We start from the raw sequence: 25,282 nt of genomic DNA on the forward strand, positions 1-25,282 counted from the left end.
TTTGTTAATTATTTGCTATTATTCTTCGTGCAAAGCCATGGCCGGATGAATAGCAGCAGCCTGTCGGCTTGGGTAGAAAGCGCAACCGATCGCGAGCAGGTAAATGAGCCCCACTGCTATACCTAGGGCGATAAAGTAAACTGCCGACTCGACCTCAAACACTTGAAGCATGGGAAACTGGACGGCAAAGGCTACACCCAGCACCAGTCCGAAAGTGGCCAGCACGAGCACCTCACCTATGAACTGCCGGTATACCTGGTTGGCGGAGGCGCCCAGCGCCCTGCGAAGCCCGATCTCGCCATTTCGACGGCTGATGTTATACCAGAGTACTCCGAAGAGGCCCAGCGCCACGTTGAGGATCAGGAAGCCGCAAATGATGGCCAGGGCTATCATCGGGACTTTGGCCATTTTGGCCTTATTCTGACGCATCTTCTCCAGTGTGGCTACCTCCATGGTCCAGCCCTTGCCTATACCTGAAAACTCTTTCACCATTTTCTCCTCGAATTCTACGCCTGTACCCGGTTTCACCCGTATCAGGAGCTCTCCGTAAAAGTCGTTTTTATTGCCAGGCAGATGGATACGGTTAAAGAAACCCGGCTCTTCGGCCGTATACTCACTACTTGGCCTGTAATGGTCTACCACACCTACCACCTGGTAGCTAGATGAATCATTCCGGGGCAACAGCTTACCTATTGGGTCTTCTCCTTCAAACAGTTGTTGCTGCAACACCTTGTTGATAACGATAGGGTAGTGGTGGGAGGCGTTGTCCTGTTCCCCAAACCAGCGGCCGTGGCTCACCTGCATCCGCATCACTTTATCAAAATCGTCCTGAACTAGATACTCGTCGGCCATGATCTTTTTCTGCCCATAAGAAAGATCATTGTTCATCTGGCTAAAAGCGAATGGAGCGTTGCTATTGGTCAGCGCCACATGCTCAATTTCTTGAAAGCCCTTGGCGCGCTGTATTATTTGCTCAAGGGTCTGCCGATTAAGAGCAGTCGAGTCGGTGTCGGGGCGCATGGTCAGCAGCCAGACGTTTTCGTGCTCGAAGCCCAGCGGCTTGTTATAATTGCGTACGTTGTACACAATCAGGCTCAGCACTGCGAACAGTACTAGAAAGCAAAAGAATATCTCAGTTATGAGCAGGAAGTTGCTTCTCTTCCTGTTCCAGATCAGTTTAAACAGATGGCGTATCATTTAGAGCCTCCTTTCAGTGCCTCAACGGCTTTTAAGCGTGACATTTTATAGGCAGGGTACACACCGGATATCAATCCGAAAATCAGGCTGAGCAGCAATCCCCAAGCAAACACCCGCAGGTTCAGCCCCAGGTCAGCATACACAATTATGCCGCTGCCGTTGATGAGCCTTAGCACTGCCGCCGACAGCACAAAACCCAGTATACCGCCCAGCAGTGTCAGGAAAACATTCTCGACGATGAACTGTCCGATGATGGTAGAGGAGGTGGCTCCAAAGGCTTTGCGGACCCCGATCTCAGAAGAGCGCTCCATAATGCGGCTGATGTTGATGCTGACCAGGTTAATGGCGGGAAGCAGCATGAAGAGGAACGTCAAACCAGCCAGTATACTGTAGAGTATAGCCAGGCCAGGCTCTCTTCCTCTCCCCAGGAAGGTACGGGCAAAGGCCTCCAGCACCGTGTCAGGGAAGGAGGAGAGTTTAGTGCCTTTCACCGGATGCTGGTCCTCCAATTGCTGCATCATAGCAGCATATTCGGCTTTTATCTTAGGTATATCTGCGGAATTTTGTGCTTTGATGGTAGCAAAATACGAGCCTCTCAGTCCAGGTTTGTTGAAGTCCTGGCTTTTGAGTGTGATAGGCACCCAAATATCAGCATAGGAGTTAAGGCGCAGCACGGGCACATCTTTCACCACGCCCACTACTTTATACTTGACTTGATCTACTTCGATTATTTTTCCCACGGCCTCACCTGTACCAAAGTACTGGTTTCGGGTGCTCTCGTTGATAACGGCCACACGACTGGCGCCCGCTACTTCCTGCTGTCCGAAAGCGCCTCCTTCCAGGAACTCGAACTCCAGAATGTCCCAGAATTCACGGTCAGTGTATTTGATGTCCAGAGCAAGCTTGCGGTTGTCGATGTAGCTGTTCACCTGAAAGAACATGGAGTTAATGGACACCTGTTCGGGCGTCTGGAGTGTGCGTACGTTGCGGTCCAGGAAGTGATAGCTCGGTGGGCCACTGCTCATGTAGCCCTCGGAATGTTCTTCACGCATGACATTAACAAACAGTAGTTTATCCATATCGCTCTCCGGCATCTGAGGGCCAAAGGTATGGTCGAAGAGGGCAGTGGCCACCATCAGCACCATCAGTGTGAAGCTAATGCCAAAGAGACTGATGAAGGTAAAGAACTTGCGACGCAAGAGCACCTTCCAGGCTATTTTGAGGTAATTTTTCAGCATGTCTATACCTGTTGAAAGTCGTAAGCAGTGGTTTTGGCATCGGACACCTGCTGCCCATCGAAAAAGCGAATGAGGCGTTCGGTCTTTTGGGCCATGTTCTCGTCGTGCGTCACCATCACGATGGTGGTGCCGTCCTGGCGGTTGAGCGTGAGTAGGATGTTCATGATCTCTTCGCCCATCACCGAATCCAGGTTACCGGTCGGTTCGTCGGCCAGTATAAGCTCGGGCTGACCAATGAGCGCACGGGCAATGGCCACCCGCTGGCGCTGTCCGCCGGAAAGCTGTGTAGGGTAATGCTTGGTGCGGGCGCTCAGACCCACTTTCTCCAAGGCGGTGAGGGCCAGGTGGCGGGTTTCGGAAGCAGAGGTGCCGCTTCGGTATAGCAGCGGAAGCTCCACATTGTCGAGTACGCTAAGGTCGTTGATCAGGTGGTAGCTCTGGAATACAAACCCGATTTTCTGGTTGCGGATGTGCGCCAGTTCTTTGTCTCTATACCTGCTGATGGGCTTTCCGTCTATCTCCACAATGCCATTGGTTGGCTCGTCGAGCAGGCCCATGATGTTGAGCAGCGTGGATTTGCCGCAACCCGATGGGCCCATTACCGACACGAATTCCCCCTTCGGGATGTGCAGGTTGACGTTGTGCAGCGCTACCGTCTCAATGGTCTTGGTCTGGTAGACTTTTTCGATGTTTTTTAACGTAATCATAGTTTTATACCCTAGTTCTAATATCGATGAATTTGTTGATTGTTAATTGCCAATTGTTGAGTTGTTGATGGTTAAATTGTTGATTTCTTTCACTCACTCATTTCAATTACCTGCCCCTGTTCAAAATCATATAGCGTGAGCTGGCGCAGGGTATAGTGGGCCATCCAAAACTCGCTGAGGGAGGCAATGTGGGCGCGGCGGGCCCGGTCTTTTTCTGCCAGGGCGATGTTCAGGTCGGTGATGCTGATGCGGCCGATCAGGAAGGTATTGCGGGCGATTTCATAACGCTCTTCTGCAATGGCATCGGCTTCGGCAGTGGTGGCAATGCGGGCTTTCAGGGTGTTGTACTTGTTCACCTGCGTGCGCACCGCCTGTTCGAAGTTGGCATCCTCCTGGTCGACGGTATATTGCACCAGCTGCTTGTTCAGCTCCGCTACCTTATAGATAGAGCGTTGTCGACCCCAATCCATGATTGGCATACTAAAACCGATGCGGGCCCGCTGCTGGTTTTCGGGGCGGGTATAGATGTCGGTGAAGGAGGCGCCACGGTTGGTGAGGCCAAAGGTGGCAAACAGACTGGCATTGAAGCCATTGTCGCCATGGGCTTTGGCCATCAGTGCTTCTGCCTCTAGTAGTCTTCTACTGAAGTTGATGCTTTCCTTCCGGTTCTTGCGGGCTTCGGCCAAAGCCACCTCGGCCAGTACAGTCGTAGCTGGTATACCTTCCGGCGGCGTCAGTTCCAACTGGTCTGTCTCTTTCATGCCGATGTAGGTTTTGAGGGCAAGTGCTGCCGTCTGTTCATCCAGAGTAGCTTGTGCCATCGCCAGTTCGGCGTTTAGCACGGCCAGTCGCAGCTGCAGCAAGTCGTTTTTGGAGAGGCGACCAAGCTTATACTTCTCCTGCGCGATCTGGTACAGTGTGTCGTTGCTGCTCTGGTTCTGACTGGCGATGCGCTGGTTCGTCTGGGCAAGCAGCAGGTCGAAGAACAGCCGGGTGGCATTTACGGCAATACTTTCGCGTTCCTCCAGGTATACCTTCTGTGATTCCTGGTAGCGGAGCGGCTCAATCTTTTTGGCCCAGGACAGCTGGTTGTAGGCAAACAGCGGCTGCTCTATACCTACAATGGCCGGGTTACCGTTGTAGCGGGTCTGTTCACGGTCAAAATCGTCGAAACGCTGCATCAGCGATGTGACAAACACCCGGCCCCCGGTTGGACTCACTACCTGGCTCAGACTCAGCCCAAGCTCGGAGTTGTTGATCGACACAGGCTTGAAATCGGTGGTGCCGTCGGGCTGTGTTACGGGCATAATGGTTCGGCTGAAGTCGGGGAGGGTACCGGTGAGGCTGAGCTGCGGCTTGTAGTCGGACTTGAAGCTGCGCCACTGCCAGTAGCTGTTTTCGCGGCTGGTTTCGGCCTGCCGTGCCGCTGCCGACTGCTCCTGTGCCAGGGCAATTACCTCCTGCAGACGCAAGGTGCGCGTCGCAGGCTGTGCTATACCTGGCAGACAGGGCAGCAGCATCACAAACAGCAAACAGTAAAGCTTTTTCATATTTTTATTTCGTGTCACGACTCATGAATCGAGTAGAACAACTTTTATCTTCCAATCTCTCTTATTCCTAAACTCCTCAACTCTCAAACTCCCAAACTACTCACTTCACTTTCACTTTATCGAGGTGCTGGTAATCGGCCAGGTCTGAGATCACCACTTGTTCGCCAGCTTGCACGCCGTTTTCCAGCTCCACATAATCGACATTGCTTACACCGAGTTTGGCTTCCCTTCGAATCAGTTCACCGTCGCGTAGCACGTATACCTGGGGTTTGGTGGCTGTCCGGAAATAAGGGCCGTTCTGCACACGTAGTGTGTTCTGTTTGGCGGCTGTCTGCACGTACACATCCACGCGCAGACTCGGGCGCAGCAACTCGTGGGCTTTCTCTTCGAGAGCGACAAAAAAGGTCACAATGCCATTTTCGACGGTTGGTTTAATGGAGGCCACGCTACCCTGTAAATTGGTGTCGTTGATGCGCACCATCACGCCGCTTCCGACGCTGATCTGGCTGGCAAAGGCATCTGAAATGGTGGCCTGCACGCGGTAGCTGCTCAGGTCTGCGAGTCGGGCAATGATGTCGCCGGCGTTCACGTTGCTGCCAATTTCGTTTTTTACCCAGGTAATGACGCCCGGCTGTGTAGCGCGCACCTCTGCCTGCTCCATTTTGCGCTGCAGTTCCTCAATCGAGCGACTCTGCATGGCCAGGGTATAGCGCAATTCCTGCTCGTCAGCTTTCAGAAGCTGGCGCTCTGTTACGATCTCGCGCTCTATCTGCTCTAGTTCCTGCTGCGCGATGCGGAGATTGAGTTCGGCCTGCTTCACGCTCTCTTGCGTGCCACCGCCAATCTTGAGTAGGTACTTTTCGTCCTCGAGCTGGGCTTGCAAACTCTTCACCCGCATGCGCTTTATCTCCAGCTGCGAGGCCAGGGCGTTCAGTTTCTTTTCGAGGTTGAGGTTAAGCTGCACGCTTTTGTGGCGGCTTTGTTCCTGCTCGTCTTTGAGCTTGTCGTAGGCCAGTTGGGTATAGCCTCTGTCGAGTAGCAGAATTTGTTCGCCGGGCTGCACCTGCTCGCCTGTGGTGTGCACCACCTGTTCAATGCGGGCCTGAATAGGGCTGGTGATTACCTGCTCGTGCTCCGGTACCACCGTGCCGGAGGCTGTGATGGTAGCTACCACCGGACCTTCTTCGACCACCGCTGTTCGGATATCTGACTGGGCAATGCTGGGCGTTATCAGGCTTCTGAACCCGAAGATGGCTACTGCAACCAAGGCAGCGGCTATACCTAGTTGCCAAAAGCGTTTCCGCTTCTGGGCTTGTCTGGTGCTGGCTGATAATTCACGGTCCATTGTCTTGCGTAGGGTTTTGCTCGTGAGGGTATAGCCAATTTAAATGCCAGTTTTGTATATTATTGATTTACAGCCATTTAATTATTGAAATATGATTTATTAGTTTTCTATACCTGTCCGGAAATGAACAGTTTGTGCGGTTTTGGGAGGGGTACTTTATTGTTTGTATTAACTAATGATACATTAAAAATATATAATGAATATTAAGTATATTTATGTGTTACTTTTTACTTAAGAACTTATTTAGAAAATATGAATTCCATAAAAGACCTGATTTACTTCGACGTTGACAAGGCAAGATCTATTATTAGTCAACTTAATGGAGGCTTAATTAGTGAGATATCAAGAGCTTTTGAAGATGAAAATGAAGTATCATCTGGTATTGGATTCGATGTTAAAGTTGTAAAAGGTAATGTTGGAGGAAAGAATAAAGAAAAAATTCTTAAAACAGAGAAAATTGATTTGTACCACGAGTTGTTAAATGAAGTTGAGAAGCAGCTTATCAATAATCAATCACTTTCTAACATTAACCATTGCTTTGATATTTGGAATGGTTCTTTTAATGAATTTATGGAAGTAATCCCCAATATGAATTACATAAAAGCAACTGGATGGGGTATGTTTGAGGATTTTGAAAGACTTAAAAAGATATTTAGTAATTATAATGAAGTACAGCGGTTAATATTTGGGTCGCAAATAGATAATAACCCTGATGTGATAGCCTTAAAGCTTCAATTGAAAGAAGCTAAGAAGGCAGTATTAAGTAATGAAAATAGAAATACTAAAGCTAAGGAATTAAGTAAGGTAGTGGCAATTGAGAAGAAGCTCGACACTATACTTGATTCAGAAACGAGTGCATATCTCCTTGATGATGATTATATCACAAGAATCAAGATCTTTCTGGATACCTTCTCTCCTAAAAGACTAAACTTTAGACTTCTTCCTCTAGAGGATTTCAATAGCTTTCAAATTCTTTCCAATCTTAAGAGTGAATACATTGTTGATGGTAATCTAGACAGTATAATATATACATACGGCACTAGGCCAAATGTTAAACTAACTGTATTAGGGATAATAACTTCCGCCCCAAGAGAGAACGATATAAGAGTAGATTCAAAAGATGAATACCTCATTTATGATGATAATGAATTATCTGGTGTTCAAATCTTTGATAGGGCTTTTAGAGGAGTATTTACCTCATTTGAGGAATTTGAGAAAATTTTCTTTACCCCTTCTTATCCAAAAATAGCATTAAGTCCAATAGCGATTTATAGAGAAGTAATTCTGAACAACAGATAGTTAAATTATAACTCTACAAACATAGGGTAATATTAAAATTTAGGGACGATAAGGGCTTATCCTCTATATGCAATAATGTAATATTTACCCTCCAGCAACTCCCCCGTAAAAACTGAAATGAAAGCGCTACTGCTATACCTTTTTTTCAGCTTATACCTAAGCCAGGCCATAGCACAAAATCTTGTCAAAAACCCCAGTCTAGAGCAGCTGAAAGGGGGTGTCATCGGGTTTAAACCTATAAGCGGCACACCCGACATTGCCTCCGTACAGCATAAGGTGCTGCAATACCCGCCTTACTTCAATGCGTATCGATCGGAAACGCCATCCAGGCAGGTTTCCAACATTGAATTCGGGGAGGTTTGTTTGTGTCAGTGGTTCAGTTTCGAGGCGAGTGAGCTGACCCAGGTAGAATTAACGAGACCCCTCCGGAAGAACCAGGAATATGTGGTGTCGCTTTACACCATCAAGGCATCAACGATAGAGCCGCCCATCACTGAGGTGACAGTGCACTTCAGAAGCAGACCCCTGCCAGCCATCAGGCAGGTATACGGGCTCAAAGACCATCCCCTCACAAACCTTGCTATACCCTATACCTCCCTCAAAGATGCCGCCGGATCGCCTCTGGATTCCAGAGCGAACTGGACGAAGGTAAGCGGCACCTACAAAGCAAAAGGGGGTGAGCGCTACCTGCTGATCGGTAATTTTCTGGGGGCAAATGCCAGCGCGTTGGAGGTGATGAACCCGGACACCATTGAAAATGACGAGGAACCTAAAGGCAGTAAGACCAAAGGCACATATTACTGCTACGACAACTTCAGCGTCGTGCCGAAGTCAGAGGTAGACAAGGAAGAGGCTACTTTATCGGATGCCACTCCTGCGGTAGCATCTAAAGCTGCGGCGCCCATGGCCATTGGCAAAACCATCACGCTGAGTGATATAAATTTTGATTCCGGAGACCATACCATTCGGCCGGTAGCTTTTCCGCTGCTCGATTCACTGGCTAATTTTATGGCTTTGCACCAACAGACAGGCGTCCGTATTGTGGGGCACACCGACGATGTGGGGGACGAAGCAGATAACCTTTCACTTTCACAGAGGAGGGCAACTGCTGTGAAAGCATACCTGGAAAAGAAAGGTATAGCTGCCCACCGCATTTCGGCCAATGGCTTAGGGGAATCTTCGCCGAAGACTGACAATCTTTCCGAAGAAAACAGAGCCCTGAACAGGCGGGTGGAGATTGATATTTTTCGAAAGTGAATGCACCAACTTTATAATCAGGTATAGCGGCACGTTTTCAATCAGAAACTTCCCGTTAAAGCAAAAATTAACCTCTCGACAAGTCACCAATCTGGGCCAGAGACTGCGCATTTCTCCCCATCTTTCCTTAATTTGCCTCTTTCACAAAGCGACACGAACTATGAGTTATAAAGAGAGACTGGCCGCCATACGCCAGCAAATGAAAGAACAGGGACTGAGCGCCTACATCATTCCTTCTGCCGATCCGCACATCAGCGAATACCTGCCTGACCGCTACAAGTGCATCTACTTCGCCTCTGGCTTTACCGGCTCAGCGGGTACGCTGGTAATTACACAGGACTTTGCCGGTCTCTGGACCGATGCCCGCTACTTTGTGCAGGCCGTGGACCAACTGGCCAATAGTGGTTTTGAACTGGTGAAACTACAGGCGCAGCATGCGCCGGAGTACATTGGCTGGCTGGCCGAACGTCTGGATCAAGGCGAAGTAGTAGCCTATGACGCGAAGCTGATCTCGGTAGGTTTGGCAGAACTGCTCGAGCAGGAACTGGCGCCGCTAGGTATAAAGCTGGACACGGATCGCGATTTGCTGGACCCGATTTGGGAAGGCCGTCCGGAGCTGCCAACTGCGCCTGCCTACCTGATAGGGGAGGAGACAAGCGGCCAATCCACCACCTCAAAAATGGAAGCCCTGCGTACGTCCCTCAAAAAGCAAAGAGCCGACTACCACCTGATCTCCTCGCTCGACGACATGGCCTGGCTCTTCAACATGCGCGGCTCTGATGTGAAGTGCAACCCTGTGGTGCTGAGCTTTGCCCTGATCAGTCAGGAAAATACCGTTCTCTTCATTGACCAGGTCAAACTAAGCGAAACGGACAAGAAGAAACTCATGGCCGACGGCGTGGAGTTGCAGCCCTACGAGATGGTGGAACGTCTGCTGGCCGAACTGCCTGCCGGCTCGTCTATTCTGATCGACCCAAAACGCAACTGCTATGCGCTGTATAAGCAGTTGCCTGCAGGTATGCGCGTGATCCAAACCACCAACCCGACCACTTTCTTTAAGGCTGTCAAAAATGAAGTAGAGGTAGAGAACACCCGTCAAACCATGGTAAAAGACGGTGTAGCTTTGACTCGCTTCTTTAAATGGCTGGAGGAAAACCTGGGCAAAGAAACCATCTCAGAGATTTCGGTGGCCGATAAAGTGCTTGCGTTCAGAGCAGAACAGGAGGGCTTCATTGGTGAGAGTTTCGATACCATTGCCGGTTACAAAGCACACGGCGCCCTGCCACATTACAAGGCTACCCTAGAAAGCGACGTGGAGCTGAAAGCCGACGGTCTGTTCCTACTTGACTCCGGCGGCCAGTACACCACCGGCACCACCGACATTACCCGCGTAGTTTCGCTAGGCAACCTGACGGAAGAAGAAAAAATTGACTATACCCTAGTGTTGAAAGGTATGATCGATGGTGCCACAGCTCGCTTCCCGAAAGGCACCCGCGGTTACCAGATCGACGCCATCACCCGCAAACCGCTCTGGGACCACGCCCGCAACTACGGACATGGCACCGGCCATGGGGTCGGCTTTGCCCTGAACGTGCACGAAGGGCCGCATGTGTTCAACCCATCGCCTACACCCGTGGATATCGAGCTGGGCATGATCACCTCCGTAGAGCCTGGCCTGTACCGCCCGAAACAATACGGCATCCGCATCGAAAACCTCGTGCTGACTATACCTGATGAAACCAACGATTTCGGCGAATTCTATACCTTCGAGCACCTTACTTTGGCATTGATCGATACCACTCCGGTGAAAAAAGAGCTGCTGGACGAGCGCCAGATCAAGTGGCTGAACGACTACAACCAGCTGGTAGTAGATAAGCTCGGTCCATACCTGAACGAAGACGAGTTGAACTGGCTGAAGGAAAAGGCGAAGGCGATTTAACTCTTGATTGCTTTTTGTTAATTGTTGAGCCGGCTATACCTGTGCAAGGTATAGCCGGTTTTTTTACGATTATCCCATTCCTCCATTTTCTCTGGTATATTTGTAAAACACCTAAACCACCATGAAACAGACCACCAGCACCATATTAATGATAGAGCCGACAGGCTTTGGGTATAACCCGGAAGCGGCCGCTACCAATTCCTTTCAGCAAGAGCTGCAGGATTTCACACCCGGTCAGGTGCAGGATATTGCCCTGCTAGAGTTTAAAAATGCAGTGGCGGAATTGCGCAATTTGGGTGTGGAGGTGATCACCCTGCGTGATCCCGAAAATGCAGGCACACCCGACTCTGTGTTTCCGAACAACTGGTTTTCTACCCATTCCGGGGGACAGCTGGTGACGTACCCGATGGCCTCCCCGAGCCGGAGAAACGAACGCCGCAAGGAAGTGATCGAACAAATAAAACATGCCTGCGGGTGTGGGGAGCATGTGGCGTTGGAATTTTTTGAAGAAGAGGAAACGCCGGTATACCTGGAAGGGACAGGCAGTATGGTGCTCGACCGCGTCAACAAAATAGCCTACGCTGCTGTGTCGCCGCGCACGAGCCTAAAGGCACTACAGCAATTTTGTGACAGGCTAGGCTATGAAGCAGTTACATTCAAGGCTTATGGTTCGGCCGGAGAGCTGATCTATCACACCAACGTGATGATGTGCGTGGGCGATACCTATGCCGTGGTGGCCTTGGATACGGTAGCTGAGCAGGACCGTGAGAAGCTTCAAACCAGCCTAACTGAAAACGGTAAAGAGATCATCGAGATCAGTAAAGAGCAAACCTACCAGCACTTTGCCGGCAACATGTTACAGGTTGAAAACAAACAGGGCAAGCGAATTTTGGTGATGTCCAAAGCCGCTTACGAAAGCCTGACGCAGCAGCAATTGGAGCGCATGCAGGCACATAATGAGCACATCCTATACCTGCCCATCCACATGATCGAGAAAGCAGGAGGCGGCAGCATTCGGTGTATGATCGCGGAGCTGTTCAGGAAGCGATAATTTTTCCGAGGCACCATACCTTATACCTGACACCGTATACCTAGCTTTGCGGTTTCATTTAGAGCGGAGCCTGCATGAGCAGTATCATCTTAGTATTTCTTTGCCTGATCGTGGGGGTGCTGCTGCGCCGTGTGCCGGCTTTCCCGAGCACTTCACCGGTGGTGCTCAACCAGTTCATCATCTATATTTCACTGCCGGCTTTGGCGCTGTATGCTATACCTGAAGTGGAGCTCGACAGCACGGTACTGCTGCCGGTGGGCGTGGCCTGGATCTGCTTTGCAGCTTCTGCCGCCTTCTTTTACACCCTGGGCCGCATCTATGGGTGGTCCAAAAAGCTGATCGGCTGCCTGATCCTTACGGCCGGGCTGGGCAACACGTCTTTCGTCGGCTTCCCGATCATCGAGGCCCTATACGGTAAGGAAGGGCTGCAGACGGCCATCCTCGTCGACCTGCCCGGTACTTTCGTAGTCGTGTCTACGCTAGGTATAGCGTTGGCCGCCTACTTTTCCAAAGGACAACCGGACTTCAAAGCCATTGGCCTCAAGATCCTCACATTCCCCCCTTTCATCGTGTTTGTGATCGCCTTTGGCATGAACGTGGCCAATCTGCACTTTTCAGACGATCTGAAGGATGTCTTCAACCGACTGGGCAGTACCGTGACGCCGCTGGCGCTGGTGAGCGTGGGCATGCAGCTGCGCATCGAACGCAAGAGCAAGCACTGGCGTTTTCTGTTCCTGGGTCTTGCCTTCCAACTGATTCTGGCGCCGCTGCTGATCTATGTGCTCTATGTGCTGGTGCTGGGTATGCGTGGTCCGGTAGTGCAGGTGAGCATCCTTGAGGCAGGTATGGCGCCCATGATCACGGCTTCTATCGTGGCCATTTCCTACGGACTCAAACCCCGGCTGGCTTCGATGATGGTAGGTTTCGGTATACCGCTCTCTTTTATCACGCTGGCGGTCTGGTACCTGCTGGTGCAGGGGCTGTAGACAGAGGAGGTTAGCTATTCCTGAAGATTTCTCGTTATTTTACAAGGTATACACACTGGTCCGGGCTATACCTGGACCCATCAATATTATGACACAACACACAGCTGAGGGCATTCGCCTTAATAAATTCATCAGCGACGCAGGCATTTGCTCGCGCCGCGAAGCCGACAAACTGATAGAGCAGGGAAGGGTACTGGTGAATGGCAAATTGCCTGAGGTCGGGGCCAGGATTAAGGGCAAAGACAAAATACAGGTAGATGGCAAGACGCTGCAGTGGAACCAGGTGGCACCCGTATACCTGGCGCTCAACAAACCGGCCGGTATCGAAACCACCACCGACCTTTCGCAGCGCGACAACATCATCCGGTTCGTCAATTACCCGGAACGCATCTTCCCGATCGGCCGCCTCGACAAAGACTCCGAGGGGCTGATCTTCCTGACCAACGACGGCGACATTGTGAACAAAATTCTACGGGCGGGCAACAAGCACGAGAAAGAGTACATTGTGACGGTAGACAGGTCAATCAACGAAGATTTTGTGCAGAAGATGAGCAGTGGCGTGTCAATACTTGGCGTGAACACCAAAAAGTGCTTTGTCGAGCAACTGGGAGCAAACAAGTTCCGCATCATCCTCACACAGGGTATGAACCGCCAGATCCGCCGCATGACCGAAACGCTGGGCTTTGAAGTGCAGACTTTGCAGCGCATCCGCATCATGAACATCACGCTGGCTAAGCTACCGCTCGGCCAGTGGCGCGAACTCACCGACGAAGAGATTGCCACGCTCCAAAGTCAGGTGGCTGACTCTGCGAAAACCGAAGAAGGGTCAGTGAGCAAGAAAAAGACATCGACCAGCCAAACATCATCTTCTCAACCGGCCCGCAAAAAATCACCGTCCAACAACCGACCACCCCGGAAAGAGGGTGGTACAGGCAAGAAAAGCGGTTTCGGAGCCAACGATGCGAAAGGCGGCAGAGGCCAGCGCGGTGCTTCCAAAGGGCCCGGCGTCAAAAAATCAGGAGGAAAGAGCAGTGCAGGTGCCAGAGGAGCCAGCCGGAATGCCCCCGCAGCTAAAGGCGGCGGACGAAAGAGACGCTAGCTTTATAAGCTGTAATTTAAGAAAGCCGGTGCAGCAGGAAGGTTGTTATACCTATACCTGTTGCACCGGCTCTTTGCATTTTATGTCATGATGGCTATCTGTCGTCGGATTTTGAAGCTAATTCTAGTTCCTTCAGGGACCAACTTTTGACTTCAGAAACGACACAAAGAGGCACTTACTGATTATCTTCCTCCTCTTCAGTTTCTTCCTCTTCCGGATAAGCGTTCAGTTTGATCTTTTCGATCTGCAGGTAGGTCTTGAACTGGTGAATCAGCTTGTCCATTTCTTTTTCTTTCTGCTGCAGGGCGTCTATTTCTTCGTCTGAGGTTTGCAGTACCGGGCGGAGTCGGCTCAGGCTGTCTTTCATCTGCACCACGGCATCTTCGGTATGGTTAATTACCTCCTGGTTTTGCTCGGCGGCCATGGCCAGTTGCAGCTGCCCGATGTACATTTCCAGAAACTCGACCATGTCCCAGGGGTTATTGGGACGGTTCCAGGTAAAGCCTGTGTTGCAGCGGCGGCACTTGTAGGTGTTGCATTTCCAGCCGTACTCGTTGGTGGTCGAACCGGTGCGCTTCAGCATATCGGCTTTGCTGCACTTGGGACACTGCGCATTGTCTTCGATGATATTGAGCAGGCGCTCCCGCTTGTCCATGATGGCGCTGCGGTTGGAAGCATGCGTGAGCAGTTGGGATTCCAGATTCTGGCAGGCAGCAGTCAACTGGGAATGTTCCGCGCTAAGCTCACCTTCCTCCATCAGCTTGGCAGCACGCTTGCTAAAAAAGCGTATCAGTTTGATCAGTTCTCTCTCGTTGGGCTTCAGGGCGGCTTGTTTCATGGGCTTATATTTGTACAAAGTTACGAAATCCGTGGCAAAGCACGAATTATTGGGTTGATTAGCGCAGCTGCTTTGCTTCGCGACTGCGTTTGTAAATGCGGATGGCTAGCATCAGGAGGGCTGAAAACAGCAACAGTCCCACAATGCCCCATACCATGCTCAAAGCGCTTTTGAGCACGACCAGGAACACGATGGCAATCAGGAAAACGGTGGCCACCTCGTTCCAGATGCGCAGCTGGGTAGAGGTATACCGGATAATGCCGTTTTGCTGCTGTTTGAAAATGCTGTGGCACAGGAAATGATACACGTACAGGCAAACCACAAAAGCCAGCTTCCAGATAAGCCAGCCAGGAAACGGATCATAAAGTCCAAGGGTTACCACGATGCTGGTGCCGAAGATCAGGGTTAGAATAGCAGAAGGCCAGGTGATGCCGTACCACAGGCGCTTCTGCATGATTCGGAACTGGTTCTGCAGAATACTACGCTCTGGCTCCGGTTTTTCCGCCGCTTCCGCAAAATAGATGAACAGGCGCACAATATAGAACAGACCCGCAAACCAGGTAACCACAAAGATGATGTGCAAGGCTTTGATGTATAAGAATGACATAGACCGTCAGGTTGCTGTTTCGGCAAAGGTACGTAAAAACAAAAGTCCGGCATACCTTGCGGCACCCGGACTTTGCTCTTCAGTCTGAATAGTTATAAAATCAATCCTCTCACTTTAAACAGACTTACTGAAAATCGGTACGGTCATCTTAGTAGCCCACAGGCGGGCATCCAGGCACATGGCAATGTTGCGTAGGAAAGGCTTGCCGGCAGGCAGCACTTGTATGTCGTGGTTGCTGTACTCCACCAGGCCGTCGTCAGCCAGGGGTTGCAGGCGCATCAGCGCATCCACAAAGTAAGGCAGTTCCTCCGTAGCCCAACTGGTGTAGTCGCGGCACATCAGGTTTTGGATGTGCGTGCGCAGCAGCATGTCCTCGCCTGTCAGTTCATGGCCTTTGAAGATAGGTAAGTGACCGGTGTGTACCGCTTCTTCATAGGCTTCCACTTCTTTGATGTTCTGCATAAAGGCCGTGCCGGTGTCAGAGATGCTGGAGCAGCCCAGGCCGATCAGCAACTCCGTATGGCGCGGGGTGTAACCCATGAAATTGCGGTGCAGGGTACCATTGGCAGCCGCGATGCATAGCTCGTCTTCCGGTAGGGCGAAGTGGTCCATACCTGTCTCGATGTAGCCTGCTTCTTCCAGCATGGCTCTGCCGAGTTCGTACAGACCGCGTTTTACTTCCGGTGCTGGCAAGTCGGCCTCAGAGTAGCGGCGCTGGCCTTTGCTCTTCCAGGGCACGTGGGCGTAGCTGTAGAAGGCGATTCGCTCCGGACGCAGTTCTTTCACTTTCTCGATGGTATGGCGCACGCTCTTCGCGGTCTGGTGCGGCAACCCGTAAATGATGTCACCGTTGATGGAGGTATAGCCGATCTCGCGGGCTATGTCAAAAATCTCTTTTGTCTTCTCAAACGTCTGAATGCGGTTGATGATCAGTTGCACGTAAGGGTCGAAGTCCTGTATGCCGACGCTCAGTCTGCGGAAACCCAGGTCATAAAGTACCTGCAGCTGTTCGCGGTTCGTGGCGTTAGGGTGCACCTCGATGCTGAAAGCCGCATCCGGGGTTGTTTCGGTCTTCTCGAGCAGGCGCTCCAACAGGTTTTTGAGGTTAGCTGCGCTGAAGAAAGTCGGAGTACCGCCGCCCAGGTGCAGCTCCGTAATGCGTGGCTTCTCGTCGAAGAGCGCCAGGTACTGGTCCCACTCTTTTAGCAACGCCTCCAGGTAGGGCGACTCTACTGCGTGGTTTTTGGTGATGCGCTTGTTACAGCCGCAGTAGGTGCACAGTTTCTCACAGAAAGGCAGGTGCAGGTATAGACTGATGCCCTCCTTGCTATTTGTCTTGCGGAAAGCCTGCTGCACATGGCTCATCCAACGCTCCTCAGTCAGGGGTTTTTCATCCCAGAACGGCACGGTAGGGTAGCTGGTATAGCGTGGCGATGGTACGTCGTACTTGGCCAGTAGTTCAGCAGGGGTGGCAGGAGTGACAGCAGTATTCATATTAACTCTTCTAGATTCTATACCGAAGCAGACATCTGCTCCATTACGTTTACAAAGGTCGGGCAACCTGATGTCCCAGGAAATGATATTTGTCAGTCAGCGTGTTTTTTCTGAAATTTAGGACAGGGAAAAGGGTGATATTTGTCATGAAAAACAAATTTCGCGATGAAGAATCCAGGAGCTATACCTGTTCCATCCTTGCCCGCTATACCTCTTAAGCTATACCATTATGCTCGATCATATCACACAAACCACACTGCTATTAGATGAAGAAAAGTGCCGCCAGAATATTGCCATGATGGCTGATAAGGCGGCCCGTAACCACATACGGCTGCGTCCGCATTTCAAAACGCACCAGTCGGTACAGGTGGGGGAGTGGTTCCGGGAGCAGGGCGCGACGGGCATCACCGTGTCGTCGCTTAAGATGGCCCGCTACTTTGCCGCCAACGGCTGGACCGATATCCTGGTGGCTATACCTGTGAACATCCGGGAAATGGAATTGGTGAATGAGTTGGCGGCTAAAGTGCAGTTGCACCTGGTAGCGGTGAACATCGAGACGGTACAGGCGCTGGCAGAAGCTTTGCAGCGTCCTGTTAATATTTGGCTCAAGATAGACACCGGCTACCACCGCACAGGCATCCTGCCGCACAGTCATGAGGAACTCGACGCCATCGTGGCACTGGTCGAGCAGAATGATATGCTGCAGTTCACAGGCGTGCTCGCCCACGACGGCCATACCTACAAACAAACCGATGCGGAGGCCATTCGCACGATTCACCACACCACGGTCTTTCTACTGAACCTGGTGCGCGACAGGTATAAGGGCCGTTTTCCAGAGCTCAAAGTATCGATTGGCGATACTCCGTCGTGCAGCATTTTACAAACCATCACTGGCGTCGACGAGATCAGGCCGGGCAATTATGTGTTTTATGACCTCACACAGCAGCACATCGGCTCCTGCAATTTCAATCAGATAGCAGTTTGCATGGCCTGCCCGATCATTGCGAAGCATCCGGAACGCAACGAGATCATTGTACACGGGGGCAGTGTACATTTCTCCAAAGACAGTCTGATGGGAGCCAACGGATCGCTGATCTTCGGACGGGTGGTGGAACTCAGTGAAAATGGCTGGTCTGAGCCGCTGGAAGGTATAGAAGTGGTATCACTGTCGCAGGAGCACGGAACCATACGCGCCAGCAAAGCGCTCTTCGACAGGTATAAAATCGGCGATCTGATGGGGGTTCTGCCTGTCCACTCCTGCCTGACGGCCGATGTGATGGGGAGCTACACTACTTTGGATGGCAAGCGACTGGAGCATTTGTCAGGTATGGGGCAACTCTAAGTAGCCTTAGGTATAAACTTAGTTAAAAGCCGTTGCTTCGCAGTTGGTTGGCCCCCTGCGAAGCACCGGCTTTTTTATAGTCTGATGAGCGCACAGTATACCCCATGCACCACAGCCGCCATTTTCTCAAAGTCTAGTGTGTCGATGGTGTCGCTGGTCTGGTGGTAGTGCGGGTTACGCAGGAAAGAAGAGTCGTTGATCATGATGGCGTTGATGTCGTATTTCCAATAGTTGCGGTGGTCGGAGAGGCCCACCAGTCCGAAGCCAGCCGGCAGGTTTACCGACTGCACATCAATAGCCGTATGTTGGCGCATGAGATCACGCACATGCTGGGTATAGGCTTCCTGGCCAGTTTTCCCGACCACGACAATAAAATTGCCCGTATGCGGGTAGTGCCTGGCCAGTTCCGGATCCGGAAACTTCTGTGAGTGGGGCTCATCCGAAAAATAACCGATCATTTCGTAGCAGATCATGGCCCGCACCTTTACTTTCTGTTCGTGCAGTTTTCGGGCGTGCACGGCACTGCCCATGTCCTCACTGGCAAAGTAGGGCGGCTCCTCCAGACAATAGGCGACCAGTTCGACATCATGTTGTAGCAGTGGCTTGTGCTCGTGCAGGAGGCGGGCAGTCTCGAGCAGGCCGGCCACACCGCTGGCGTTGTCATCGGCGCCGGGCTGATCTCCGCATACATCATTGTGCGCTCCCACCACCAGCCGCTCGGCACTGTTTTGGCCTTTAAATAGGGCTACCACATTTTTGTAAGTCCGGTTGTCGACTTTGAAAGGCTGCTCCTGCACTTCACAATTCAGCTTCTCCAATTCGCCTTTTATATACCGGATCGCCTCTTCCAGTGCCTCCATACTCTGGTAGTTTCGTGCCGGCGCTATACCTGTCAGCCGTTCCACATCCCGGTAAAGTCTCTCTTTGCTGTTTTTCATACCCTTACGCTCTTGTAGATTACATTTTACGGTATTGGCTGGATCTGTTTTGCTACTAGCAGGCAGGATAGTGGTCCAGATAACCCCTGATGGCGCTCTCAGGTATAGCCTCCTTTGCCGCTAATCTTTTTTAAAAGACCTATACCTTCCATTTGCCCGAAAGGCATATCTTTGCTTTCCCCACAGCAAACCATGAGTACAGTTAAAACACCCGCACCGCTAAAGCCCATCAAGACGCCCAAAAAGGCCGCGCCGGCCCCCCGGGTGCCCCGTGCTGCGCCTAAGCGGAAAAAAGGGAAGAAGAAGCAGTCCAAACTGCCTTTCTGGATCGGCGTGGGTGTGGTGGCGGCCATCGGTTTGCTGGTGCTTTACGTAGAGTTCTTCAGGGAAAAGGAGCAGCCCATCTGGCCCGAGGGGCATAGTCCGCTCGGCAATACCATACTGGGTATAGACGTGTCCAAATACCAGCGCAAAATCAACTGGGAAAAGGTGCGCGACAACGACGTGTCCTTTGCCTTTATCAAAGCCACGGAGGGCGTAAAGCTGAAAGATAGTCACTATGTGCGCAACTGGGAGGGAACGCAGGAAGTGGGCATCATCCGGGGGGCCTACCATTTTTATCGGCCCAATGTGTCGCCGGAGGAGCAAGCTCGTAACTTCATCCAGACGGTGGTGCTGCAGCCGGGCGATTTACCCCCTGTGCTGGATGTGGAGGTACGAGGCAAGCAACCGCTCAACCATTTTCGGGGCGATATCAAGGAGTGGCTCGTGCATGTGGAGCGTGCCTATGGCGTCAAGCCGATCATCTATACCGGGTACAGCTTTTACAAGGAATACCTGGAGGGCTTCTTTGACGAGTATACCCTCTGGATTGCGCATTACAACGTGAAGGAGCTGAAAATGCAGCGTACCGATCGGGCCTTGCTTTCATTCTGGCAGCACACCGACCGCGGTGTGATCGATGGTATAAAAGGACCTGTGGATTGCAACATCTTTTACGGCACCAGGAAAGACATCCTGAAACTGTGTATACAGCCTACTGAGCCTGCAAAAACAGCAAAGGCGCAACGATAAGCTGCGCCTTTGCTGTTTCTAACAGACTATACCTGTTTACCAGTCGGTCGCCCAACGGTTTCGTGCTGTGTTAAATTCCCGTGGACGTCCCTGGCTACCGGAGTTTCTGCTGCCTTGGCTGCCTGACTGCAGGTAGCCGCTCGAGCCATAGTCACCTTCGCCATACTTGCTGCGGGATTCGCGGTTGTAGCCGCCGCCCATGTAATTGCCCTGGTCGTCGCCGTAGTTAGAGCTGTAGTAGTCGTCGCGCTCAAAATCGTAGCGTTCCTGTCCGCCACGTCCCTCAAAGCGGCGCGAAACCTCGTTGCCGTACAAGTCCTCACGGTCGGAGCCATACCGGTTGTGGCGGCTATAGTCCCGGCCTTCCTCGCGGTAGCCGCGATTGCCTATCGATCCTCTGCCTTCACTGCCGTAGCTGCCTTGGGAGCCCATGCCGCTATCAAATGGGTGGCTAGAATCGTGATGGCCACCACGGATGTCACCAAAGCCCTGGGCACCTCCGTAGCTGCCCATATTGCCGTAGTTGCGGGAAGTGCTATAGGTGTTGCTGTCAGTGATGTTGGTATTAGAGTAGTTGCGCGATCCGCCCCGCTCATTGCCCTGGTTGCCCCAGGTACCCTGGTAGCTCTCGTTGCCATAGCCGCCGTGCGCGGCGGAGCCGTAATCGTCGAAACGATAGTCGCTATCCTGCTCCGGATGGCGGTAGCGCTCCGAGCGGTGGGTATGGAAGCCTCCTTCGCGGCGGTCGTAATCTCGGTCTGATTCGTGTCTGTTCATAGTTATAAGTTTTAGCGTTTTACATCGGTACACTTTACTTATAAACGGGAGCGAACGTCAACTGTTGGGCAATTTGTGGTCGGACTTACTGAGGAGTGGTCATCAGGTTGGCAGGAAGGATCGTATGGGTGCGAGCGCCTGATTTAACCGGCTTTTGCACCAGTGGCTTATCCTGCCGCTGAGAGGTGTTATAAGGTTTGTAGCCAAACAGCAGGAAACTGGTCGATACAGCCACCGACACCATCGTGATGACAATCGCTACGTACCGGATGCCGTCGTAGAAGCTGTGGCGCGTGCGCCAGATGGCCAGCCGGAGCGGTTGCAACACAGGCTGCAGGGCGTTGGCATGCAACACATTGTGGCGCACCCACTGGATGAATTTCTCCTGCCCGATTACCACCACCGCACCCAGTATACCGATGTTCACAAGCGAGAACATGGCCATCATCTGCACATAGGGGTTGGTGTAGAGGTGCCCGTACAGGTGCTGGCTGTAGGCAATGGCGCCAAGCATCAGCCCAATCATCAGGATGTTGGGCAGGCTCAGGAGCCAATTGTTTTTCGGTTTGTCGTCCTTGGGCGTTGGTATGTAGGGTACCTTCACGCGGAAAATTGAGTAGATGAGTCCCAGCAGGAAAATCCACCAGGTGCCGGTGCGCAGAATGCCCCCAAACAGGTGGAAGCCTTTTTCGTTTTTCTCGTGGTACCAGCGCTGCGCATACTGCCGGATGGCGATGGAGATCAGGAAGAAAGGCGTGAACATGATCAAAAACTCACCCAGCGACACATACCACGGAAACTCGGCCATGATGAGCGCCAGCGAGGGAATCAGAAAATCGATCAGGTTGAACACCCCGAAGAGGTAGTAAAGCGGAAGCGTACCGTAGTGGATGCGCTGCCGCCAGGTGAAGTGCTTGAACAACCTTGGATATACCGAAAAGAGCAGCTCAAAGGTGCCGCGGCTCCACTTTACCTGCTGTTTGTAGTAAGCCGAAAGTGTACCCGGTACCAGGCCACGGTTCAGGATTTTGGGAACGTAGACCGATTTCCATCCCTTGGCGTGCAGTTGCATGGCAGTGTGCATGTCTTCAGCCAGTCCAGCGGCATGGCCACCAATGCTGTCGAGGGCGCTGCGGCGGAAGGTACAGTTGGCGCCGATGGCCTGGGCCGTGCCGTGGGCATTCATGCCCATCATCATCGGTCCATAGAAGTTGTAGGTCTGCTCAGCGGCGCCATAGGCTACCAGGCTTTCCTTTTGGTTGTAATAGGCCTGCACGCACTGTACATAGCCTATCTCCGGATCTTCAAAATATGGTAGCACCTCATCCAGAAATTCCGGTACAGGCACATGATCAGGGTCCAGCACCAGGCAGATGTCGCCGGTGGCCTGCTTCAGGGCGTTGTTGATGTTGCCGGCTTTGGCATTGATCTTCTGGGTACGGGTAACGTGAATAACACCCAGACGGGCGCATTCCTTCCGCAGAAATGGATCATCAGCTTCGTCGCAAAGGTAAGTGGTATGCGGGTAGCGGATGCGCTGAATGGCCTCCAGCGTGTTGATGATCATGTCGTAAGGCTCACCGGGACAGAAGGTAGTGAGCACATCTACTTTAAATTTGGTGCGCAGCTTGGGCTTAACGGGAACGCTCACATCGAAGTAGTGGTACCACTCATGCAGGGTGCGGAGGAGTTTGAAGCCCAGTGCTGTCGTGAGCATGATGTAGAGCGGCAGGTAGCCGATATGGTCTTTGTCGATGAACCAGTAGAGGAACAGCACCATCGTGATGAGGCCCATCACGATCATCAATCGAATAGTCAGGACATCCTTCTGCCTGGGAGTTACGCCGGGAATAGAAGCATGCTGAACTTTCGGATTACTGGCAGGAATGTTATACATCAGAGATTAGGAACGTGTATTGTATGTAGGATGGTCTAATTGCCATCAAAGCGCTGTTTTGTATGATTTAGGGTAATCTGGTACAATAACATCTGAAGTTTATACTCGTATTAGCCTCAAAAGTTCTGTTGCTTCACCCGCAATTTGATCACGCATACCCGCTATACCTGATTATATGTTTACCCACCATATGTTCTATTTTATCAGTAAGAGTACAATTTTATTGTTTTGCTTACTTCTGATTAGCTCATGTTCTAATAGAGCGTCTGATCCTCAGCGCTATACAAAAATGGGCCGCACAGTAGAGGTAGTTAAAGAAGGCGACAAATATACTTTGTACCGCAACGGCGAACCATACTTCATAAGGGGAGCCGCAGGCTATGAGCATTTCGACAAGGTGGCGGCCTATGGCGGCAACTCCATCCGGATATGGCACACAGATGAGGATACCCCGCGCATACTCGACGAAGCGCATAAACAAGGCCTGACCGTGATGCTGGGGCTCTGGATGGAGCGTGAGCGGGAGGGCTTCAACTATTACGACAAAGACGACGTGGCCGCTCAGAAAGAGCGCCTGCGTGCGGAAGTGCTCAAGTACAAAGACCATCCGGCCCTGCTAATGTGGGTGGTGGGCAACGAGTTGTATGCGGAAGGGTCCAATGTGAAGGTATGGGATGCCGTGAACGGCGTGGCCGAAATGATTCATGAAATCGATCCCAATCACCCGACCACGACGACGGTGATGAACGTGCCGAAGCAGGTCGTGAACCTGATCAACCGCCGCTGCCCGGCCATCGACATCCTGTCCATCAACTCATTTGGAGCTCTGCACGACTTGCCTGCCGAATTACGCGATACGAACTGGGATGGACCTTATGTTATAGCCGAGTTCGGGGGCCGGGGTTATTGGGAAACCTACACCACCTGGTGGTACGCGCCCATTGAGCAGACCAGTTCAGAGAAAGCCGCCTTTGCCCGTGAAAGGTACGAAAACACCGTGCTGGCCGACCCTGACCGCTGCCTGGGCGCCTACGCTTTTATCTGGGGCTACAAGTACGAGACGACCCCGACCTGGTTCAGTATCATGACCGAGACTGGCGAAGAAACCGAAATGGCGCAGGTGATGCGGGAGATCTGGAGTGGGAAGCGCGACTTTAACCGGGCGCCGCACATTGCCTACCTGTCCCTCAAAGATATCTTCCCATCTGACCAGGTATACCTGCAGCCCGGTGAACTATCCACAGCAGCTGTGTTCGCCTCCGATCCGGATGGCGACAGCCTGCAGGTGAAATGGGAACTGCTGCCCGAAACCGTGAGCGAGGACGGCAACGCCATCAAAGAGCAAAAGCCAGATATTATACCTGGCGCGATCCAGCAGGCTGATGGTAACAGCGTTACCCTAAAAGCTCCCCAGCGCGATGGCGCTTACCGGCTGTACGCCTATGTGTATGACGGCCAGGGGAACGTCGCCACTGCTAACTTCCCATTCTATGTGAAGGCCGGTAACAAGTTCAGTTCAGCATTGGATTTTTATTAACAGGCTCCGTGCTTCATTAGACTATTTTGCTAATTCTTAGACTTATTGCTTCCTCTCTTCTTGTCCGAATGTTTATTTAGTGAGTGCTACAACCAATTTGTCCCTTCATCAGTACACCACTTACCTCAGTTTTAGATTTAGGAGTAGTACAATTTAGACTGTTTCCGATAGAGGCAGTCTTCAGGCCATGCTGTCTCCAACTGAACATTTCAAAGATTCTAGAGCCTGAATTGAACACATGAGCAAGCAACTTAATAATACAAAAATAGCAAAGGCGAAACCTGCCGAAAAAGCGATTCGGACGGTGGCCAAAAATGAGCAGAAAAACCCTAAAAAGCTGGAGGCGGAAGACTTTTACAAAGAGGCGCTGAGCCTGCTGGTGAAAAGCGAAGCAAAGTTTCTGGTTGGCGGCGGACTGGCCCTGGATATGTACACCGGTATCAACAGAGCGACCAAAGACCTGGATATCTTTTGCAAAGTGGGAGAGTGTCCCCGCATCCTCAAGACCTTTGCCGACAGCGGTTACGATACCGAGATGACCGATGCCCGCTGGCTGGCCAAAGCCAAAAAGCAGGACCACCTCATGGACCTGATCTATAATAACCCGGCCAGCCTGTGCCCGGTGGATGACCGTTGGTTTGAGTATGCTACCGAAGGCGAACTGTATGGGGTGAAAGTGAAGTTTATGCCGCCCGAAGAGCTCATCTGGTGCAAACTGTATGTGCAGAACCGGGAACGTTACGACGGTTCAGACATTAACCACCTCATCCTTCGCTGCGGCCCAAAGCTCGATTGGAACCGCCTGTGGTCCTATACCGAACAGCACTGGCAACTTGTGCTGGCCCAGTTCATGAGTTTCCATTTCGTATACCCTTCCGACCGCGACATCATACCCCGTTGGCTAATGGACGAACTGCTGCTGCGGGCCAAAGAGCAATACGACGTGGAAACGCCCAAAGAAAAGATCTGCCGCGGGCCCTACATTGATCAAACCCAATACGGCCACGACATCACCGTATGGGACTACAAAGCCCTCACCATGCGCACGATTTAGCCTGTATTTTAGGTTATCGTTCCTGTAGGTATAATACTTCGCTGAAAGGCTATACC

At 51.7% G+C, this 25,282-nt stretch carries 21 protein-coding genes; 10 read left to right on the forward strand and 11 right to left on the reverse strand.

Annotated features, from left to right (window positions below):
• Positions 1 to 18: 18 nt before the first annotated feature.
• The 5 genes from C8E01_RS10285 to C8E01_RS10305 all read right to left on the reverse strand — a co-directional run bounded on the left by C8E01_RS10285 (position 19) and on the right by C8E01_RS10305 (position 6,037).
• Entirely contained in the window at positions 19 to 1,197 is a 1,179-nt protein-coding gene (locus C8E01_RS10285; protein ID WP_116543262.1) for an ABC transporter permease, read from the reverse strand.
• Entirely contained in the window at positions 1,194 to 2,435 is a 1,242-nt protein-coding gene (locus C8E01_RS10290) for an ABC transporter permease (RefSeq protein ID WP_116543263.1), read from the reverse strand. Before C8E01_RS10290 ends, C8E01_RS10285 begins: the two co-directional genes overlap by 4 nt.
• A 2-nt stretch (positions 2,436 to 2,437) precedes the next feature.
• On the reverse strand, positions 2,438 to 3,142 hold the full coding sequence (locus C8E01_RS10295) for an ABC transporter ATP-binding protein (RefSeq protein ID WP_116543264.1): 705 nt from the start codon (positions 3,140 to 3,142) through the stop codon (positions 2,438 to 2,440).
• An 89-nt stretch (positions 3,143 to 3,231) separates the two neighbouring features.
• Positions 3,232 to 4,692 (reverse strand): TolC family protein, encoded by a 1,461-nt coding sequence (locus C8E01_RS10300; RefSeq protein WP_243409523.1) that lies wholly within the window; start codon positions 4,690 to 4,692, stop codon positions 3,232 to 3,234.
• Between the two features lie 100 nt (positions 4,693 to 4,792).
• Entirely contained in the window at positions 4,793 to 6,037 is a 1,245-nt protein-coding gene (locus C8E01_RS10305; RefSeq protein WP_165820613.1) for an efflux RND transporter periplasmic adaptor subunit, read from the reverse strand.
• A 252-nt stretch (positions 6,038 to 6,289) separates the two neighbouring features.
• On the opposite strand from C8E01_RS10305, the gene C8E01_RS10310 reads away from it, so the two are divergent.
• From C8E01_RS10310 to rluF, 6 genes are all read left to right on the forward strand, one after another.
• Positions 6,290 to 7,336: a DUF6414 family protein gene (locus tag C8E01_RS10310; RefSeq protein ID WP_116543265.1), complete on the forward strand. Its 1,047-nt coding sequence runs from the start codon at positions 6,290 to 6,292 to the stop codon at positions 7,334 to 7,336.
• A gap of 117 nt (positions 7,337 to 7,453) precedes the next feature.
• Positions 7,454 to 8,593 carry an OmpA family protein gene (locus C8E01_RS10315; RefSeq protein WP_116543266.1) on the forward strand — a complete coding sequence of 380 codons (1,140 nt, stop codon included), beginning with the start codon at positions 7,454 to 7,456 and terminating at the stop codon, positions 8,591 to 8,593.
• 160 nt (positions 8,594 to 8,753) lie between these two features.
• Positions 8,754 to 10,532 (forward strand): aminopeptidase P family protein, encoded by a 1,779-nt coding sequence (locus C8E01_RS10320; protein ID WP_116543267.1) that lies wholly within the window; start codon positions 8,754 to 8,756, stop codon positions 10,530 to 10,532.
• 121 nt (positions 10,533 to 10,653) lie between these two features.
• Entirely contained in the window at positions 10,654 to 11,583 is a 930-nt protein-coding gene (gene ctlX / locus C8E01_RS10325) for a citrulline utilization hydrolase CtlX (RefSeq protein WP_116543268.1), read from the forward strand.
• A gap of 74 nt (positions 11,584 to 11,657) precedes the next feature.
• Positions 11,658 to 12,569: an AEC family transporter gene (locus C8E01_RS10330; protein WP_116543269.1), complete on the forward strand. Its 912-nt coding sequence runs from the start codon at positions 11,658 to 11,660 to the stop codon at positions 12,567 to 12,569.
• 88 nt (positions 12,570 to 12,657) lie between these two features.
• A complete protein-coding gene (gene rluF, locus C8E01_RS10335) occupies positions 12,658 to 13,668 on the forward strand; it encodes a 23S rRNA pseudouridine(2604) synthase RluF (RefSeq protein WP_116543270.1) in 1,011 nt (336 codons plus the stop codon).
• A 175-nt stretch (positions 13,669 to 13,843) separates the two neighbouring features.
• On the opposite strand, the gene C8E01_RS10340 is transcribed toward rluF, so the two are convergent.
• The 3 genes from C8E01_RS10340 to hemN all read right to left on the reverse strand — a co-directional run bounded on the left by C8E01_RS10340 (position 13,844) and on the right by hemN (position 16,607).
• Positions 13,844 to 14,506 (reverse strand): hypothetical protein, encoded by a 663-nt coding sequence (locus C8E01_RS10340; protein ID WP_116543271.1) that lies wholly within the window; start codon positions 14,504 to 14,506, stop codon positions 13,844 to 13,846.
• A 58-nt stretch (positions 14,507 to 14,564) separates the two neighbouring features.
• Positions 14,565 to 15,113, reverse strand: a complete 549-nt coding sequence (locus C8E01_RS10345; protein ID WP_116543272.1) for a CopD family protein — start codon at positions 15,111 to 15,113, stop codon at positions 14,565 to 14,567.
• A 114-nt stretch (positions 15,114 to 15,227) separates the two neighbouring features.
• Positions 15,228 to 16,607 carry an oxygen-independent coproporphyrinogen III oxidase gene (gene hemN, locus C8E01_RS10350; RefSeq protein ID WP_116543273.1) on the reverse strand — a complete coding sequence of 460 codons (1,380 nt, stop codon included), beginning with the start codon at positions 16,605 to 16,607 and terminating at the stop codon, positions 15,228 to 15,230.
• 229 nt (positions 16,608 to 16,836) lie between these two features.
• Between hemN and C8E01_RS10355 the strand changes: the two genes are divergently transcribed.
• A complete protein-coding gene (locus tag C8E01_RS10355) occupies positions 16,837 to 17,949 on the forward strand; it encodes an alanine racemase (protein WP_116543274.1) in 1,113 nt (370 codons plus the stop codon).
• Positions 17,950 to 18,023: 74 nt separating this feature from the next.
• Here C8E01_RS10355 and C8E01_RS10360 read toward each other — a convergent pair whose 3' ends face one another.
• Positions 18,024 to 18,887 carry a M28 family peptidase gene (locus C8E01_RS10360; protein ID WP_116543275.1) on the reverse strand — a complete coding sequence of 288 codons (864 nt, stop codon included), beginning with the start codon at positions 18,885 to 18,887 and terminating at the stop codon, positions 18,024 to 18,026.
• Positions 18,888 to 19,079: 192 nt separating this feature from the next.
• On the opposite strand from C8E01_RS10360, the gene C8E01_RS10365 reads away from it, so the two are divergent.
• Positions 19,080 to 19,961: a glycoside hydrolase family 25 protein gene (locus C8E01_RS10365; RefSeq protein ID WP_116543276.1), complete on the forward strand. Its 882-nt coding sequence runs from the start codon at positions 19,080 to 19,082 to the stop codon at positions 19,959 to 19,961.
• 36 nt (positions 19,962 to 19,997) lie between these two features.
• Here the strand turns inward: C8E01_RS10365 and C8E01_RS10370 are convergent, their stop codons facing one another.
• Positions 19,998 to 20,738, reverse strand: coding sequence for a hypothetical protein (locus C8E01_RS10370; RefSeq protein ID WP_116543277.1), 741 nt, complete (start codon positions 20,736 to 20,738; stop codon positions 19,998 to 20,000).
• Positions 20,739 to 20,823: 85 nt separating this feature from the next.
• A complete protein-coding gene (locus tag C8E01_RS10375) occupies positions 20,824 to 22,635 on the reverse strand; it encodes a glycosyltransferase family 2 protein (protein WP_116543278.1) in 1,812 nt (603 codons plus the stop codon).
• A gap of 289 nt (positions 22,636 to 22,924) precedes the next feature.
• On the opposite strand from C8E01_RS10375, the gene C8E01_RS10380 reads away from it, so the two are divergent.
• Complete coding sequence (locus tag C8E01_RS10380) at positions 22,925 to 24,172, forward strand: glycoside hydrolase family 2 TIM barrel-domain containing protein (protein ID WP_116543279.1); 1,248 nt, start codon at positions 22,925 to 22,927, stop codon at positions 24,170 to 24,172.
• Between the two features lie 238 nt (positions 24,173 to 24,410).
• Positions 24,411 to 25,226, forward strand: a complete 816-nt coding sequence (locus C8E01_RS10385; RefSeq protein WP_116543280.1) for a nucleotidyltransferase — start codon at positions 24,411 to 24,413, stop codon at positions 25,224 to 25,226.
• The last annotated feature ends 56 nt before the right edge of the window (positions 25,227 to 25,282 follow it).

The organism is Pontibacter virosus (genome assembly GCF_003096355.1).
Lineage (GTDB): Bacteria > Bacteroidota > Bacteroidia > Cytophagales > Hymenobacteraceae > Pontibacter > Pontibacter virosus.

Coding starts and splice junctions, on each gene's coding strand:
- C8E01_RS10285 (WP_116543262.1), bottom strand. CDS start 1,197: ATGATACGCCATCTGTTTAAACTGATCTGGAACAGGAAGAGAAGCAAC.
- C8E01_RS10290 (WP_116543263.1), bottom strand. CDS start 2,435: ATGCTGAAAAATTACCTCAAAATAGCCTGGAAGGTGCTCTTGCGTCGC.
- C8E01_RS10295 (WP_116543264.1), bottom strand. CDS start 3,142: ATGATTACGTTAAAAAACATCGAAAAAGTCTACCAGACCAAGACCATT.
- C8E01_RS10300 (WP_243409523.1), bottom strand. CDS start 4,692: ATGAAAAAGCTTTACTGTTTGCTGTTTGTGATGCTGCTGCCCTGTCTG.
- C8E01_RS10305 (WP_165820613.1), bottom strand. CDS start 6,037: ATGGACCGTGAATTATCAGCCAGCACCAGACAAGCCCAGAAGCGGAAA.
- C8E01_RS10310 (WP_116543265.1), top strand. CDS start 6,290: ATGAATTCCATAAAAGACCTGATTTACTTCGACGTTGACAAGGCAAGA.
- C8E01_RS10315 (WP_116543266.1), top strand. CDS start 7,454: ATGAAAGCGCTACTGCTATACCTTTTTTTCAGCTTATACCTAAGCCAG.
- C8E01_RS10320 (WP_116543267.1), top strand. CDS start 8,754: ATGAGTTATAAAGAGAGACTGGCCGCCATACGCCAGCAAATGAAAGAA.
- ctlX (WP_116543268.1), top strand. CDS start 10,654: ATGAAACAGACCACCAGCACCATATTAATGATAGAGCCGACAGGCTTT.
- C8E01_RS10330 (WP_116543269.1), top strand. CDS start 11,658: ATGAGCAGTATCATCTTAGTATTTCTTTGCCTGATCGTGGGGGTGCTG.
- rluF (WP_116543270.1), top strand. CDS start 12,658: ATGACACAACACACAGCTGAGGGCATTCGCCTTAATAAATTCATCAGC.
- C8E01_RS10340 (WP_116543271.1), bottom strand. CDS start 14,506: ATGAAACAAGCCGCCCTGAAGCCCAACGAGAGAGAACTGATCAAACTG.
- C8E01_RS10345 (WP_116543272.1), bottom strand. CDS start 15,113: ATGTCATTCTTATACATCAAAGCCTTGCACATCATCTTTGTGGTTACC.
- hemN (WP_116543273.1), bottom strand. CDS start 16,607: ATGAATACTGCTGTCACTCCTGCCACCCCTGCTGAACTACTGGCCAAG.
- C8E01_RS10355 (WP_116543274.1), top strand. CDS start 16,837: ATGCTCGATCATATCACACAAACCACACTGCTATTAGATGAAGAAAAG.
- C8E01_RS10360 (WP_116543275.1), bottom strand. CDS start 18,887: ATGAAAAACAGCAAAGAGAGACTTTACCGGGATGTGGAACGGCTGACA.
- C8E01_RS10365 (WP_116543276.1), top strand. CDS start 19,080: ATGAGTACAGTTAAAACACCCGCACCGCTAAAGCCCATCAAGACGCCC.
- C8E01_RS10370 (WP_116543277.1), bottom strand. CDS start 20,738: ATGAACAGACACGAATCAGACCGAGATTACGACCGCCGCGAAGGAGGC.
- C8E01_RS10375 (WP_116543278.1), bottom strand. CDS start 22,635: ATGTATAACATTCCTGCCAGTAATCCGAAAGTTCAGCATGCTTCTATT.
- C8E01_RS10380 (WP_116543279.1), top strand. CDS start 22,925: ATGGGCCGCACAGTAGAGGTAGTTAAAGAAGGCGACAAATATACTTTG.
- C8E01_RS10385 (WP_116543280.1), top strand. CDS start 24,411: ATGAGCAAGCAACTTAATAATACAAAAATAGCAAAGGCGAAACCTGCC.